Raw genomic sequence first — 14,542 nt, 5'->3', positions numbered from 1 at the left:
CGCGGATCAGGATCGGTTTCAGCGGACTACCGCACGACAGGCAACGGCCTCGCGACCGGGGGTGAGCGACTGATGGCGTTCGAGAGCGGCATCGGTGCGATACTGCTGCTCGCGGGCCGACTGCTCTTCGGTGGCCTCCTCGTCTATCAGGGAATCAGCCACTTCATCGCGACGGACTCGATGGCTGGCTATGCGGAATCGAAGGGCGTTCCCGCAGCCAAGTTCGGCGTCGTCACGTCGGGCGTGATGCTCGTCCTCGGAGGGCTCGGCATCGCGCTCGGCATCTATCCAGTCATCGCCGCGGGGATAATCGCGGTATTCTTCCTCCTCGTCACGCCGTTCATGCACGACTTCTGGGCAGTGCCCGAGGACCAGCAGCAAAACGAGCGGACCCACTTCATGAAGAACGTGCAACTGCTGGGCGTCACCCTGCTCGTGTTAGTCCTCGCCGGTGAGACCTGGGGATACGCGCTGAATATCGGCCTCTAACGATAATCGGTAGTACGATCTAGTTCGTTTGCTGTCACGTCGCCGTCTTACCCGGCGAATTCTTGGCAGTCCAATTTCTTTTGGAGGACAGTTCAAGCGGTCGCTCGCCGATTAGTCGAGCATGACACCGAACGAGACGGCCCCCGCTCGCGGAGAGACGAAGCAGTTCCTCGTTGCCTGCGACGGCTGTTCGTACGAACGACCGGCCGACGGCCGCGAGGAAGCGACGCGAATCGGGAGCGACCACCGTCGGGAAACGGGTCACGACCTCGTCGCTATCGAACTCCCGCCGTCGGTCGGGGACGCGTAGCTCCCCCGTCTCTCACTCGAGGGCCGAGACCGCCGGTACTGCGAGACGAACGTCGAAGTCGAAACGGGATCGTGCTCGTTCGATTTAGTAGTCGGGCGCTTCCTCCGGTTCGCCGTCGCGAGCGTTGACGACGCGGGCGAACGTGAACAGCCCGTCCGAGAGCCGATTGAGATACTGGACCGCGTCTTCGTTGATCTGCTCTTCGGACGCCAGCGCCACCGCCCGCCGTTCGGCGCGCCGACAGACCGTCCGGGCGTGGTGTAACGCAGCGCCGTGTTCGCTGCCGGTCGGCAGGATAAACGAGGTCAGCGGCTCGAGTTCCTCGTCGTACTCGTCGATCCAGTCCTCGACGGTCTCGACGTGGTCGGGACGGATCTCGGGGTCGTCCTCGTCGGGGTCGGGATTTGCGAAGTCCGCCTGTACCACGTGGAGGTGGTTCTGGATCTCGGACAAGCGGTCGTTGACGTCGTCGTGCTCGGTCGGTCGAACCGTGCCGATCAGGGCGTTGAGTTCGTCGACGGTCCCGTAGGCCTCGATGCGGGCGCTCGACTTCGAAACGCGGGTCATGTCCCGGAGATCCGTCTCCCCGTCGTCGCCGCGGCCGGTGTAAATCGACATGGCTGGACCGACGGCGGGATTCCACTTAACTTTCCTGTCGCTCGACTCGTTTCGGGTCGCACTCCACCAGACGGCGGCGATCCCGGTTCCCGAGGGAATCCAGTACGTTAAACTCGCTCCGCTCACTACCCACGCGTATGGCTCTGGAACTCGACCACGAGTGTCCCAACTGCGGGGGCGAAAAGACGTTCTACCGCGCCGCCAGCACGACGCTCCACCTCGGCGAGAAGGTCAAATGGCACTGTCCCGACTGCGACTACGGTTTCGTCCGCATCGGCGATAACGGGACCGCCGTCGACTCGAGCAGCGCATAAGATCGTCGCGTCGTCTCGGTCTCATCTTCTCACGGAGCATCGGTTCGGTAGCTGCGTCGACTTCCCGATCGCCACCGTCGAACGGGTGTCGCTCGAGCGTTCGAAGTCGCCAGCGAGTGCCTCGAGCAACGATAGTATAGTCGTTCTCTATCTCACGAGGGAGAGAAATGGAACCGTCCGCGGCCCGCTGTGTGGCTGTTAGGATTCGTCCTCGGTATCCAGCGCCTGCCACGAGAGCCGCGGGCTCCGCGCCGCGCTCGTCTGGTCGATCCGGCGCGCGGTGGTCCGTTCCGGCGCGGCCTCGAGCGTCGCGTCGTCCTCGCCGGCGACGGCGTTGAATGCGGCGGCGAGCCGATCCAAGGTGTCCTTGCTCTCGACCTCGGTCGGCTCGGTCATCAGGGCCTCGGGGACGATCTCGGGCCACTTGGTCGTCGGCGGGTGGACGCCGTAATCGAGCATCCGTTTGGCCACGTCGGCCGCGTCCTGCTCGCCGGCGCTGGCGACGAACTCGTGGTGGAACGGCCCGTAGGGGACGTCGTAGTCGATCCGCTCGGCAAGGTAGTTCGCATTGAGCACTGCCGACGCGCTCGCGTCCGCGAGGCCCTCGTCGCCGAGACGCGCGATATAGGCGAAGGCCTTGACGAGCACCAGCCAGTTGCCGTCGAACCCGTGGACCTTGCCGATGGTGTGCTCGGGCTCGAAGCGTTCGTAGATCGAATCACCGGATTTCGACTCCTCGCCGCGCTCCCTGACTCGAGGCGCGGGCAGGAACGGCGCGAGTTCGTCGACGACGCCGACCGGACCCGCGCCCGGCCCGCCGCCGCCGTGGGGCGTCGCGAACGTCTTGTGGACGTTGTAGTGCATCACGTCGAAGCCCATGTCGCCCGGCCGCGCGCGGCCGAGCAGGGCGTTCAGATTCGCCCCGTCGTAGTACAGCAAGCCGCCGACGTCGTGGACCATCTCGGCGATCTCGGTGATGTCGCGCTCGAAGAGTCCGAGCGTATTCGGGTTCGTAAGCATCAGCGCCGCCGTATTCTCGCTCAGGGCGGCCTCGAGCGCCTCGAGGTCGACCCGGCCCTCGTCGTCGCTGGGCAGGGACACGACGTCGTAGCCCCCGAGGGCAGCGCTCGCGAAGTTGGTTCCGTGGGCGCTCTCGGGGACGATGACCTCGTCGCGGTGGCCCTCGCCGTTGTGCTCGTGGTAGGCCGCGGCGACACGGATGCCGACGAACTCGCCGGCCGCGCCCGCGGGCGGCTGGAGCGTCACCGCGTCCATCCCGCCGATTCGGCCGAGGTAGTCCTGAAGCCGATACAGGAGCTCGAGGGTCCCCTGGACGGACCCCTCGGACCGATCGGGGTGGACCGCGGCGGACGGCAGCGCGGCAACGTCTTCCGTGAACTTGGGGTTGTACTTCATCGTACACGACCCGAGCGGGTAGGGACCGCTGTCGATCCCGTAGATCATCTGGGAGAGCCGCGTGTAGTGGCGAGCCAGTTCGGGTTCGGAGAGTTCGGGGAGCTCGAGGGAGTCCCGCGTCAGGTCGTCGGGGAGCGGTGAGCCGCCGTCCTCGCTATCGGCACCGTTGCCGTCGTCCCCACTGCCGCCGATCTCGACGCGCGTCCGATCCTTCTCCGAGAGCAGGGGCTCGTACTCGCCGTTCTCGACGTACCGGGCCTGATCGTAGCGCGACTGCGCGGCGTCCGCATCTCCGAGGCCGTCGGACCGCTCGTCGCTCATCGCGTCACCTCCTCGACCGCCGCGGCGAAGCGATCGATCCGATCGTCGGAGACGCCGGCGATACAGATCTGGATCTCGTGGTCGCCGACGACGTGGACCGCGAATCCTCGCTTCTCGAGGTCGTCGACGACGGCCCGCGCGGGCTGGTCAGTGCGGGCGACGAACTCCCGGAGGTGGTGGCGGTCGTGGACCGGCGCTCTCACGCCGACGATATCGTCGAGTCGGTCCGCGAGGTCTCGCGCTCGCCGGACGTCCCGCTCCGCGAGGTCGACCATACCGCTCGGTCCGAGGACGGCCGCGTGCATCGCGGTCCGGAGCGCGACCCAGGCCTGGTTCGTACAGATGTTACTCGTCGCGCGTTCCCGGCGGATGTGCTGTTCGCGAGTCTGCAGGGTGAGCGTGAACGCCCGGCGGTCGGTCGCGTCCTCGCTGGCCCCGACCAGCCGGCCGGGGACCTGCCGGAGGTAGTCCTCCCGCGTCGCGAAGAGGCCCAGCCCCATCCCGTAGCTCGTCGGGAGGCCCAGCACGCTCGCGTCGCCCACGACCACGTCGGCACCGACGTCGACGGGTCGCTCGAGCAGGGACAGCGCGATCGGGTCGGAACCGAGCGCAAAGAGCGCGTCGTTGTCCTCGGCGAGGTCGCCGATCGCGTCGAGGCGCTCCTCGATCGTTCCGCGAACCGTCGGGTTCTCGGCGTAGATCATGACGACCTCCTCGTCGACGGTGTCCTCGAGTCCCGCGAGGTCGACGTTGCCGTCGTCACCGGGGTAGGTCTCGACGTCCAAGTCGGTGCCAGCGACGTAGTTCTCGAGGGTACTCCGCCGTTCCTCGCGCAGGCGGTTGGGGACGAGCACGCGGTGGCCCGTGGTGTCGCGAACCCGGTCCGCCAGCGTTGCGGCCTCGCCGAGCGCCGTCGCAGCGTCGTACATCGAACAGTTCGCGACCTCGAGGCCGGTCAGCTCGACCAGGAGCGACTGGTACTCGAAGAGGGCCTGCAGAAATCCCTGGGAGATCTCGGGTTGGTACTGCGTGTAGGACGTGAGAAACTCCGAGCGGTCCGCGAGGTGGTCGACCAGCGACGGCACGTAGTAGCCGTAGTGACCCCGACCCAGTAGTTCGGTCAGGTCGTCGTTACGGCCCAGCATCGAGCGAACCAGCCGTCTGGTCTCCCGTTCCGTTCGCGCGTCGATGTCGAAGTCCCCGTCGAACCGGACGTCGGCCGGAATGTCGAAGAGTTCCTCGACGGACTCCGTACCGACCGCCTCGAGCATTGCCGTGCGGTCCTCCTCTGTGTGGGGAGCGTACGGACTCCCCGTTGCGTGTGATCCGTGCATGCTTAGCAGTGGTCTCGATCGAGCGATCGGTCCGCTCCCCACCGGCGCCGGTGACGGCGTTCGATCCGAGACACGATACTGGCCTCTAGCGGGTACGGGGTAATGAACGCACTCGTTTCGGACTGGACGACAGGTGATATACCGGTGGACCCGACCGCCACAGGCCCTGCAATCGCCACACGGGCCACTATACGCGGCCGCGGTGTCGGGGGGCGGCATGGACGACAGCGACGAACCCGGCGAGAACCGGCCGATCGACGGCACTGGCAGCGACCGGCCGCTCGAGGAGGGCGGTCGGGGCGAACGGGAGCACAGGGACGGACCGCTCGACCGCGAGGATCAGGAGATCGGTGCGACGGTCGCTAACGACACGGACTCCCTGCTCGGCGTGCTCCCGCACTTCTACCGCGGCGAGGTCAGCCAGGCCAACAGCGCGCAGGATCGGATCGACCGGACGACCGACTGGTCGATCACGCTGCTCGCAGCGCTGCTATCGCTCGTCTTCTCGAGCCGGAGCATGCCCGCCTTCCTGCTCCTGATCGGGATGTTCGTCCTGTCGATCTTCCTGTTTTACGAGGTGCGCCGCTACCGGTTCTACGACCACTGGCGCGCCCGCGTCCGCTTCGTACAGGAGAACGTGTTCGCGAACGCGCTCGAACCGACCGGCGTCGAACACCCCGCCTGGCGCGAGGAACTGAGCGACGACCTCCGACATCCGACGTTCAAAGTCTCGGTTCGAGAAGCGCTCTCACGGCGAATCCGTCGGGTTTACGGGCTCCTCTTTGCGGTGGCCGGAATCGGCTGGACGTTCAAGGTCACGATGTTTACCCCGGAACAGCGGTGGACCGAAGCCGCCGAACTGCCGGGACTCCACGGCGCGCTCGTGGCGGTGCTCCTCGGACTCTTCTTCGCCGGTGTGATCGCGATCGGACTGTGGCCGGGCGGACGGGAAGCGAAAGGAGAAATCCACGGGGTCGAGCCGGGTGACTGGAAAAACGAGTGATCGATCGGCGAACGGGCGATCAGCCGTCCCCGTCGGCGTCGGCCGTCGCTCTGGACCCGGCTGCGTCCTCGGACGCCTCGGTGGGGGGCTCCGACCCCGTCTCGACCGCCGGACCGCCGATCCGCTCTCGAGCGAAGATGTCGAGGGCGACCTTCGCACCGCCGAGGACGACGGGGCCGATGAACAGGCCGACCGCGCCGAACGTGATGAGCCCGCCGAAGATGCCAACGACGATGATCGCGGAGTTGATTGCACCCGACCGACCGATGAGCGCGGGCCGAAGATAGGTGTCCGAGAGGGTGACAAAGAGGCCGTAGACCGCGAGCGCGCCGGCCGCAAGGGTGCGCCCCATCGCGAGGAGATAGATCGAGACGGGGAGCCAGACGCCGAACGCGCCGACGAGCGGCAACAGCGTGAGCAGGAACGTGAGGACGGTGAGTAACACGACCGCGGGGATTCCTAGTATCGCGAGCCCGACGCCCAGCATCACGGCCTGGATCACGGCGACGAGGACGTTGCTGATGACCGACGCCTGCATGAGCTGGTCCAGTTCCTCGAACAGTTCCCGCTGGATCCGATCCTCGATCGGGACGACCCGGTAGAGCCACTCGATCAGCCGATTCCCGTCGCGCAACAGCGCGAAACAGACGAACAGCGTGATCGTCAACCCGATCGCGATCCCCGGCAGCCCGCCGACGATCTCCAGCGCGCCGGTCGCCAGTCCCTGTACCCCACCGGTGATCGCGTCCTGATACGACTCGTAGAGGGTCGTGAGATCGACGCTGTACCCGGTCTCGGCGAGCGTCGACTCGATCGTCTCGAGGTCGACCTCCCCGTTCCGGACCGCGGTCACGAGCTGGCTCGTCTGCCGGAGCGCGACGCTGAGGATGTAGACGATCGGGATCAGGATGACCAGTACCGCGACGACGATCGTGATCGAGGCCGCGATCATCGGCCGGACGTAGGCCTCGAGGCGCTGCTGGAGCGGCAACAGGATGTACGCGAGAACGATCCCGAAGAGGACGTACTGCAGGTACGGCAGGATGATTCGGAGCCCGAGGACGACCCCGACCAGCGCGAGCGCGGTCAGGACGGGCTGTTCGACGACCCATGCCGGCGGCTCGGGACGATCTGCCATACTCCCGGCTGCAACGTCCCGATAGTTTAGTCCACTGACCCGAACTCCGACAGTGAAAATTCCGGGCTGCTCGAGGGACCGCCGCGGGGCTCGGACCGGTCGGTATCGCTACTCGACGTAGCGGTACTTCCGCTCGCCCATGCGTCCCCAGCCGTCGAAGACGAACTCCGATTCGGGCGTCGTGAACTCCTCGATATCGACGTCCATCTCGTGGTTGTGGGAGTCGTGGATCTCCTCGTAGTCGGCCCACTCCATCTCGTAGCGGTCGGCGAGTTGCTCGTCGATATTCAGGGCCCCGACCTCGTCTTTCCACCCCTCCTGAACCGTCTCGGAGTGGATCTCCGCCTGTGCCCCGCTGCCGTAGGAGCCGATGAGCAGTTTCTTCCCGGTCATCTCGCGGTCGTTCTCGAGGGCGTGTTTGAGCGCGCTCGCGCGGGCGACGTGGACGGAGCCGGTGTACCAGTTGCCGACCTCGCGAGCGATCGTCAGCGTCGGATCGATCGTCGTGTCGTACCACTCGGCGTAGCGGTCGGTATCCTTGAGGAGGTCCATGTACTCCCGGAGGGCGTCGCGGTACTCGTCGTCGGAGTCGAACGCCTCGGGGCGGGGCTGGCGGCCGATCTCGTCGGCCAGTTCGTCCTCGACCTCCGTGTTCCGCGTGACGTGGCGGAACGCGAGCAGGGCGGCCTTCCGGACCATTCCCGGGAACGGCGTGTGGAAGGGTGCGTAGACGAAGTCCTCCTCGTGGACCTCGCCCGCGACGCTCTCGAAGTCCTCGAGGGCTTCGCGCATCCGCGCGAGGTAGACCTGCACGGAGCGCTTGCCGTCGACCGAGGGGAACTGCTGGTTGGGCTTGAGGAAGTCGGTTTCGTCGGCCGAGCCGTAGCCCTGCTCGGCGGAGAGTTCGACCAGGTTCGGGTCCTCGCTGATGAGCATCGCGACGGCACCGGCGCCCTGCGTCGCCTCGCCGTCGTCACCGCGGGCGTACAGCGCCGTGTCGGTCGCGATGACCAGCGCCGAGCGGCCGCGGTTGCGGCCCGCGCGGATCCAGTTGTACGCGTCGTCGAGGCTCTGGGTCCCCGCAATACAGGCGAACTTCCGCTCGCCCTTGTTCGCGTGGTGGAAATCGCCCTCGTAGACCTGCTCGAGGCAGCCGGCGACGTACGTCGAAACCGGCTTGGAGTTATCGAACGCGCTCTCGGTCGCGACGTCGATACGGCCGATATCCTCGGGCTCGAGGCCTTTGCGCTCCATCAGCCGGTGGGCGGCGTTGGCCCCCATCGTGACGATGTCCTCGTAGCTGTCGGGGAAGGAACTAGCGTTGAGGCCGAGCCCTTTCGTATACTTTTCCGGGTCTTCGCCCTTCTCCGGGGCGAACGTGCCGGGAAGGTCGAGCTTGAGGTTCCCGGTCCAAATTTCGACGGCGTCGATACCGACTGCAGTCATACATCGTCAATACAGGCGATGATACAAGGTATTGTCGTTCGTTCTTTCGACAGTCGTCGATATAATTGGGGGCGTCAGCCGTCCCACGGTACCGTGCGCGAGTCTCGAACCGTTCCGCTGGAATCGCGAAGTCGGACTTCGACTTCGGTGGCCTGATTACCGCCACCGACGGGATGCGTTCCACTGACTGCACCGACGGTCGTCCGGTCACGGACGCCATTGCCATTCCGACTGATGATGACCATCTCTCCTCCTGAATCCGTCGCGTCTACATCGATCGCGACATCGATATCGTTGCCACCTCCCGAAGAGAGCGACACCGAGCGAAGTGCGTACGTGTCGACGGCTTCGTCGCGGGATATTTCGAGTTCGATTTCGTCGCTATCGCTTCCGCTCGAGGTGTACACGGTGACCGTCTCGCCGTCGTCACCGTCTGCGATCTCGAACGTCGTCGTGTCCGTCCCGTCGTCCGCGGTCGTTCCGGTACCGTCCGTGAGCGCGCCGACGGTCGGATCGCTCACCGCGTAATCGACGCGGGCCCCAGCAGCGACTCCCGTCGTCCCCATCGTCAACGTGATATCGTCCGTGACGACACAGGACTCCGAATCGCAGTTATCACCGTCGGCCCCCGGCTCCGAAGAGGGGTCCTCCCAGTCGACGTGGTAGGCCGGACTCCGAATCGAGTCGTCGGTTCCCTCTCGAACGTCGAACTGTCCATCCGCGGAGACGCTCCCGTCACCGACGCTGATCCGCGTCATCTGGAGTTCGTACTTCGCGTTCGGATCGTCTTCGAGTTCGGTCGTTAACTGCCCGGCCGCGTAGTCAGTCACTCTCGCTTTCTCCTGATCGGTCCCGAAATCGGTTCCAATCGCCTCGTTCCACGCTGTCGGCGACGCCGTCGGGACCTCGATTTCGATGTTGTCACCGGTGGATTCGAGGGCGATCGGATCCGTCGGGCCGCTCACCGTCCCGGTATCGACGGTCGTCGACAGGTCGCCCTCGACGAGGACGACGGTGATCCGCTCGCCGTCGATCAGCGGCTGGTCGGTGAGCGCGATCGACGCGTCGTCGAACGCGTTGAACGCGAACCCGTGTTCGATCCGGGTCGTCGGTGCGTCGCGGTACTCGTTGTACGACGGCTCGTAGCGGAGCGTCCGCGTCTCGTGGTCCGTCTCCAGAACCGTTCCCGGATCGCCTGTGTATGTTCCGGTGACATCGGCGTTGTCGATACGGACGGTTCCGGTCTCTCCCGTCTCGAGGGAGCCCGTCGGATTCGGCGGATTCGTCAGAAACGTTCGAGTGGGGTATCGGGTGCCCAGCGTGACCGAGACCGATTCCGATCCGCCGTCCGTCCCCGCGTTCCGCAGGTCCTGCAGTTCACCCTGAACCTGCTGGTTGTGCTCGCTTTCGATGGCCTGATTCTCCGCGGGAACGGCGTTGACCTGATAGAGCGCGAGCGCGGCGAAGACGATCGCGAGCAGGAGGACCGCCCCGATCTGGACGGTCACTGCACGCTCGTCCGGCCACCGTATCATACGCGAGGATAGTCACCCGAGAGTAAACGTCTGGTGGCTACCGAGCGCCGAAAACGTGTCCGATCCGCCGACCGACCTACTCGTCTTCTTCGACGACTTCCGGATCGCTCATCGCGCTCTGGAGGCTGTCGAGTCCGTTGATCCACTCCGTAACGAGTCCGTACTCGAGGTCCTCGGCGACGCTCATATCGAGTTCCTGCTCGTCGATGATCAGCGTCCCCGCCTGTGCCGCGTAGCCGAGTGCGGCGTCGAGATCCTCCTCGGCCTCGGCGTCGGCCGCGGCGCTGAGGTAGTCGCCGACGGTGCCCTCGTCGGCCGGCCCGTTCGCGACGTACTCCTCGGCCGCGAAGAAGACGCAGACGAGACTGGTCTGGACGCCGTCGACGAGGATCAGCTTCTCCTCGTCCTCGATGTCGACTTCGTCGAGGACGATCTCGCGGACGTCGTTGATCTCCTCGAGGGCCTCCTCTTGCTCGAGATCCCCGTCGTCGTAGGCGGCGACGATCTTGGCGATCGCGATCGCCGTGTCGTCCTGGAGGTTCAACAGTAGTCGGGCCGAGTCTTCGTCTTCCGGATCGATGTCTTCGTCTTTGATGCGATCGATCCAGTTCTGCCAGCGTTCCTCCGAGTAGAACTCGGTCGGGGGATTGCTCATACAGACACCTACACCGGCCGCTTGAAATGCCTTTCTCTACACTAGCCGCCTCGAACGAAAGTTTAGCCGCGGCGAACGAATCTCTACGATCCGCGTACGACTCCGCTCGCGGCCCGGATCGGCGCATCTCCGTCGATATCGCCGTCGCTCGAGCGATCGTAATCAGGGATTACCCGTCCCGCCCGAGGGTCGCCTCGGTGTCGATGCCGTAGACTCGCATCGGCGTCTCGACGTGGGCGATCCGAACCGCCTCGTCGTACTCGTTCTCGAGGAGCCACCGGACCCGCCGCGGGACCGTCTTGGGGCCGAGCACGGCCCCCGGTCGATCGGGGTCGTCGATGTAGTCGGTCTCCATCAGGAACGGCTCGCCGCGCTCGGCGGCCGTCTCGAGGCGATCCTTGTCGCTCATGACGCTCGGCGTGGGCCCCTCGAGACGGCCGCCAGCGTAGTGTTTGACGACTCGGTGGGACGGCAGCCCCGCGTCCTCGGCCCAGTCGGCCACCTCGGTCATGTCCTCGCTGGCTTCGGCGTGCAGTTGGACGGCACACTCGAGGTCGGCCCCGCGCTCGAACGCGCGGCACATGACCGCGTTCGAGGCCGTCCAGACGTCGTCGTCGACGTCGTAGTGAGGTCGGCCCGATTTCAGTGCCAGCGCCTCGCCCGACTCGACGTACTCCGCGGCGATGTCGATTCCCGCCTGCATGAGATCGCGGGCCTCGTCGGGCGAAAAGCCCCGCTCGTCGACCAGCCGCGAGATCAGTCCCGGGTGAACGCCGAGGACGGGCCACGCGCGGCCCTCGAGTTCGCTCGAGGCCTCGTCGACGATCTCGATGGTCCGCTCGAACACCTCGCGGAAGTCCTCGCCGGTCTCGGCCTCGACGCCGAGGTGCCAGGAGGGTTTGTTCACCACGAGCAGGTGGGTGCCGCCGACGCGGGCGAAATCTCTGACGGCGTCGATGCCCCGATGACTGTCCGGGTCGAGATGGAGGTGGTCGTCCAGCACCGGCCGATCGTCGATCATACTCGACAGTGGGCGGGTGTCGCTGGAAAGTTCTCCGATCCCGGCGAGCGACGACCCCGACCGTCCGACCGATACCGAGGGATCGATTCGATAGGTAAATGACGGTCGTCAGCCCTACTGGCGAAGGGATCGATATCGAATTATTTCCTCACTGAACCAGTTCTGTCAACAATAGTTATTATGATTCATCCGATTAGCACGAGTGTGTTTCAGTATGAGTGATCGACCATGAGCGAGAACGGAGGAGCGCCGGCCGGCGAGGACCCGTCCGACCAGTTCATCGGCGGGGAGACCGAGGACGGCCCCCGCGTCGAGTTCTACGGCGGCCGCGGGATGAGCGCGTTCCCGATCGCGTTTTTCATCGTGTGGGCTATCGTCCAGACCGCCCTCTGGCGGATCGGCGATACGGGCGGCCTCATCGTCGGCATCCTGGTCGGGCTGATCCTCGGGATGTTCTTCGTCCGGGGGAACTGGCAGTCCTACGCCAACACGATCTTCGAGGGGATGACCCAGCCCGTCGCGGTGACCGCCATCGTGGCGTGGATCTGGGCCGGGATGTTCGCCCAGCTGTTACAGGACGGCGGCTTCGTCGGCGGTCTCGTCTGGCTGGCCGACGCCGCCGGCGTCGGTGCGGCGCTGTTCCCGGCGATCACGTTCGTCCTCGCCGCCGTCTTCACGACGGGGATCGGAACGGGCTACGGCGCGAGCGTCGCCTTCGTCGGCCTGTTCTTCCCAGCGGGCGTGTTACTCGGTGCGAACCCCGTCTTGCTGTTCGGCGCGATCCTCTCCGGTGCGATCTTCGGCGACAACCTCGCACCCGTCAGCGACACGACGATCGTCAGCGCCGTCACGCAGGACGCCGACATCGGCGGCGTCGTCGCCTCGCGGTTCAAGTACGTCATCATCGCCGCCGTCATCGCCTTCGTCGGCTACGTCGTCGCCGGCGGCGCGATGGACGGCCTCGAGATCGGCGCGGAAGCCCAGGAGATCTTCCTCGAGAGCAGCGAGGCCCTCGGTCTCGTCCACGTGATCTCGATGCTGGCCGTAATCGGCGCGGCCGTCGCTGGCCGCCACATCGTCGAGGCGATCTCGTGGGGGATCGTCATCGCGATTGCCTTCAACCTCGTCTTCGGTCTGGCTGGCCTCGGCGATATCGTCATGTTCAACGCGCCCGAGGACGCGCCGCTGGCCCCGCCGCTCGAGCCCCTGCCGATCCTCACGGTCGTCGAGGACCCCGACGCAGTCGGCGTCACCGGGAGCCTGATGAGCGGCGTATCGGGGTTCCTCGAACTCTCGATCCTCGTCCTCCTAATCATCGGCGCGGCCCAGATCATGATCCGCGGCGGCGCCTTCGAGGTGCTGCTCGAGTGGTCCATCGAAAACCTCGCGACGAACGTCCGCAACGCCGAACTCACGATGGTCGGGACCGCGGCGCTGATTAACGCGATCATCACGATCAACACCGCCGCCGAGGTCGCGATCGGGCCCTACATCTCGAAGATCGGCGAGCGGTTCAACCTGAACGGCTACCGTCGGGCGAATATCTTGGACGGCCAGACCGCCGCCATGGGCTACATCTTCCCGTGGTCCGGCGGCGTCCTCGCCGCCTACGGGGCGATGCAGCAACTGCCCGGCGACTACGACTGGTTCGAGCAGTCGATGGTCGTCACGCCGATCGACGTCGTTCCGTTCGTCTTCCAGGGCTGGCTGTTGGTCGCCGTCTTCGTCGTCGCCGCGCTGACCGGCTTCGGTCGCGAGTACGTTACCGACCGCGAGACCGAGGAGGTGGCTCGCGTATGAGCCTCTTCGACAAGTACCTCACCGGCTGGCGGTTCCGGACGTCTCGCCCGGCGCTCGAGGTGGGACGCGAGATCGACGTCTTCGTCGCGGAATCGAACGGCACGTCGGGTCGCGCGTACATCGGTGACACCGAACTGGTCGTCGAGGGCGCCGGGCCGGAGACCGTCGAAAAGCAGGTCCGGGTTCGCGTGACCGAGTTCGACGAGACCACCGCGAGCGGTCGCGGCGAGTTGGTCGCGGTCGTCGGCGAGAGTTCCTACGCCGAATAGCGCTCCGCTCCGGATCGGAACCGACGCTCGTTTTTCGCGGGACTCAGTCGGCGCGACGCGACGACAGCGCCACTGAAAACGTCGCCCCCTGACGGGGCTACGAACCTCCACGCTCGAGCGTAGCGCCTCGAGTCCGCTCTCCGATTCGAGTCCCTCACTCCGTCGGCGGTCTGTCCGCTCGGCCCGGATCGCCCGTCGTGGCTAACGGCACACACCCCCGCAAAAGAGGAGACAGCTTGAACCCTTCGGCGAACAGCCGACGCGCCGATACGTCGGTTTGGGCGGCGCTCAGCGGTCGAGCGTGACCGCGTCGTCGGCCGCGTTCTGGAGGGCGTCCGAGCGGCCGTGCGAGCCCGGTGCGATCGCGATCGTTTCCACCCCGACGGTGCCCGCGTACTCGAGGACGGGTTTGAAATCGGTGTCCCTGGAGACGATTGCGAGTTGGTCGATGGTACCGTCGCCTGCGAGCGCGGTCGCGTCGACGGCGAGTTTCACGTCGACGTCGCCGCTGGTGATGATTACCTCGAAGCCGCGCGCTTCGGCGGCCTGGATGAGGCCGGGCGTGGCGTGTTCGTCGAGGTAAAGTCGGATGACGCCGACGCGACCGAGCCTGCGAGCCGTATCGCGGAGATCGTCGAGGTCGACGTCGAACTCGTCGCGGAAGACGTTCGGCCCGTCGACGAACAGGCCCACCGCCGGCTCTGCATCGGACTCGGCGTCGCCGAACTGGGCGAGACGGGCGCGAACGCGGTCGAACATACTCCGGGATTCCCGGGGCCGCGAGATAGATGTGACGAAACGCGACGGTGCCGTCCCGCGGTGACCCGAACGCACTGATTCCGGTCTCTGTCCCGGAAACGGGAGACCCGTTTC

General features: G+C 65.9%; 15 protein-coding genes. 6 read left to right on the top strand and 9 right to left on the bottom strand.

The genetic code is table 11. From position 1 onward, the window contains the following. Positions 1–72 precede the first annotated feature (72 nt). Together LDH66_RS01715 and LDH66_RS01710 are read left to right on the top strand one after the other, a co-directional pair. Positions 73–489: a DoxX family protein gene (locus LDH66_RS01715; RefSeq protein ID WP_226479359.1), complete on the top strand. Its 417-nt coding sequence runs from the start codon at positions 73–75 to the stop codon at positions 487–489. A gap of 121 nt (positions 490–610) precedes the next feature. Continuing rightward, a complete protein-coding gene (locus LDH66_RS01710; protein ID WP_226479358.1) occupies positions 611–799 on the top strand; it encodes a hypothetical protein in 189 nt (62 codons plus the stop codon). Between the two features lie 84 nt (positions 800–883). Here LDH66_RS01710 and LDH66_RS01705 read toward each other — a convergent pair whose 3' ends face one another. Then, a complete protein-coding gene (locus tag LDH66_RS01705) occupies positions 884–1,417 on the bottom strand; it encodes a cob(I)yrinic acid a,c-diamide adenosyltransferase (protein ID WP_226479357.1) in 534 nt (177 codons plus the stop codon). Positions 1,418–1,554: 137 nt separating this feature from the next. Here LDH66_RS01705 and LDH66_RS01700 point away from each other — a divergent pair, with 137 nt between their 5' ends. Next, positions 1,555–1,731: a DUF7838 family putative zinc beta-ribbon protein gene (locus tag LDH66_RS01700; protein WP_226479356.1), complete on the top strand. Its 177-nt coding sequence runs from the start codon at positions 1,555–1,557 to the stop codon at positions 1,729–1,731. Positions 1,732–1,929: 198 nt separating this feature from the next. Here the strand turns inward: LDH66_RS01700 and gcvPB are convergent, their stop codons facing one another. Both gcvPB and gcvPA read right to left on the bottom strand, forming a co-directional pair. Further along, positions 1,930–3,468 (bottom strand): aminomethyl-transferring glycine dehydrogenase subunit GcvPB, encoded by a 1,539-nt coding sequence (gcvPB, locus tag LDH66_RS01695; protein WP_226479355.1) that lies wholly within the window; start codon positions 3,466–3,468, stop codon positions 1,930–1,932. After that, the gene (gene gcvPA / locus LDH66_RS01690; protein WP_226479354.1) at positions 3,465–4,802 is read right to left on the bottom strand and encodes an aminomethyl-transferring glycine dehydrogenase subunit GcvPA; all 1,338 of its coding nucleotides are present in this window, start codon (positions 4,800–4,802) and stop codon (positions 3,465–3,467) included. The genes gcvPB and gcvPA overlap by 4 nt, the downstream gene beginning before the upstream one ends. A 217-nt stretch (positions 4,803–5,019) precedes the next feature. On the opposite strand from gcvPA, the gene LDH66_RS01685 reads away from it, so the two are divergent. Next, complete coding sequence (locus tag LDH66_RS01685) at positions 5,020–5,805, top strand: DUF2270 domain-containing protein (protein ID WP_226479353.1); 786 nt, start codon at positions 5,020–5,022, stop codon at positions 5,803–5,805. 19 nt (positions 5,806–5,824) lie between these two features. Here LDH66_RS01685 and LDH66_RS01680 read toward each other — a convergent pair whose 3' ends face one another. The 5 genes from LDH66_RS01680 to LDH66_RS01660 form a co-directional block, all read right to left on the bottom strand. Continuing rightward, positions 5,825–6,943, bottom strand: coding sequence for an AI-2E family transporter (locus LDH66_RS01680; RefSeq protein ID WP_226479352.1), 1,119 nt, complete (start codon positions 6,941–6,943; stop codon positions 5,825–5,827). A gap of 108 nt (positions 6,944–7,051) precedes the next feature. After that, positions 7,052–8,389, bottom strand: a complete 1,338-nt coding sequence (gene hmgB / locus LDH66_RS01675) for a hydroxymethylglutaryl-CoA synthase (protein WP_226479351.1) — start codon at positions 8,387–8,389, stop codon at positions 7,052–7,054. A 74-nt stretch (positions 8,390–8,463) separates the two neighbouring features. Beyond that, positions 8,464–9,924, bottom strand: a complete 1,461-nt coding sequence (locus LDH66_RS01670; RefSeq protein WP_226479350.1) for a hypothetical protein — start codon at positions 9,922–9,924, stop codon at positions 8,464–8,466. 76 nt (positions 9,925–10,000) lie between these two features. After that, positions 10,001–10,579 carry a DUF2150 family protein gene (locus LDH66_RS01665; protein ID WP_226479349.1) on the bottom strand — a complete coding sequence of 193 codons (579 nt, stop codon included), beginning with the start codon at positions 10,577–10,579 and terminating at the stop codon, positions 10,001–10,003. Positions 10,580–10,748: 169 nt separating this feature from the next. Then, entirely contained in the window at positions 10,749–11,600 is an 852-nt protein-coding gene (locus LDH66_RS01660) for a TatD family hydrolase (protein ID WP_226479348.1), read from the bottom strand. 228 nt (positions 11,601–11,828) lie between these two features. Between LDH66_RS01660 and LDH66_RS01655 the strand changes: the two genes are divergently transcribed. Continuing rightward, entirely contained in the window at positions 11,829–13,400 is a 1,572-nt protein-coding gene (locus LDH66_RS01655) for a Na+/H+ antiporter NhaC family protein (RefSeq protein WP_226479347.1), read from the top strand. After that, positions 13,397–13,669 (top strand): DUF7513 family protein, encoded by a 273-nt coding sequence (locus LDH66_RS01650; protein ID WP_226479346.1) that lies wholly within the window; start codon positions 13,397–13,399, stop codon positions 13,667–13,669. Before LDH66_RS01655 ends, LDH66_RS01650 begins: the two co-directional genes overlap by 4 nt. Before the next feature lie 288 nt (positions 13,670–13,957). Here the strand turns inward: LDH66_RS01650 and LDH66_RS01645 are convergent, their stop codons facing one another. After that, complete coding sequence (locus tag LDH66_RS01645; protein WP_226479345.1) at positions 13,958–14,428, bottom strand: NYN domain-containing protein; 471 nt, start codon at positions 14,426–14,428, stop codon at positions 13,958–13,960. Between the last annotated feature and the right edge of the window lie 114 nt (positions 14,429–14,542).

This window comes from Natrinema amylolyticum, from assembly GCF_020515625.1.
Lineage (GTDB): Archaea > Halobacteriota > Halobacteria > Halobacteriales > Natrialbaceae > Natrinema > Natrinema amylolyticum.
Note: the sequence above shows the minus strand (reverse complement) of the source record. Positions and strands in the feature narration are given on the sequence as shown.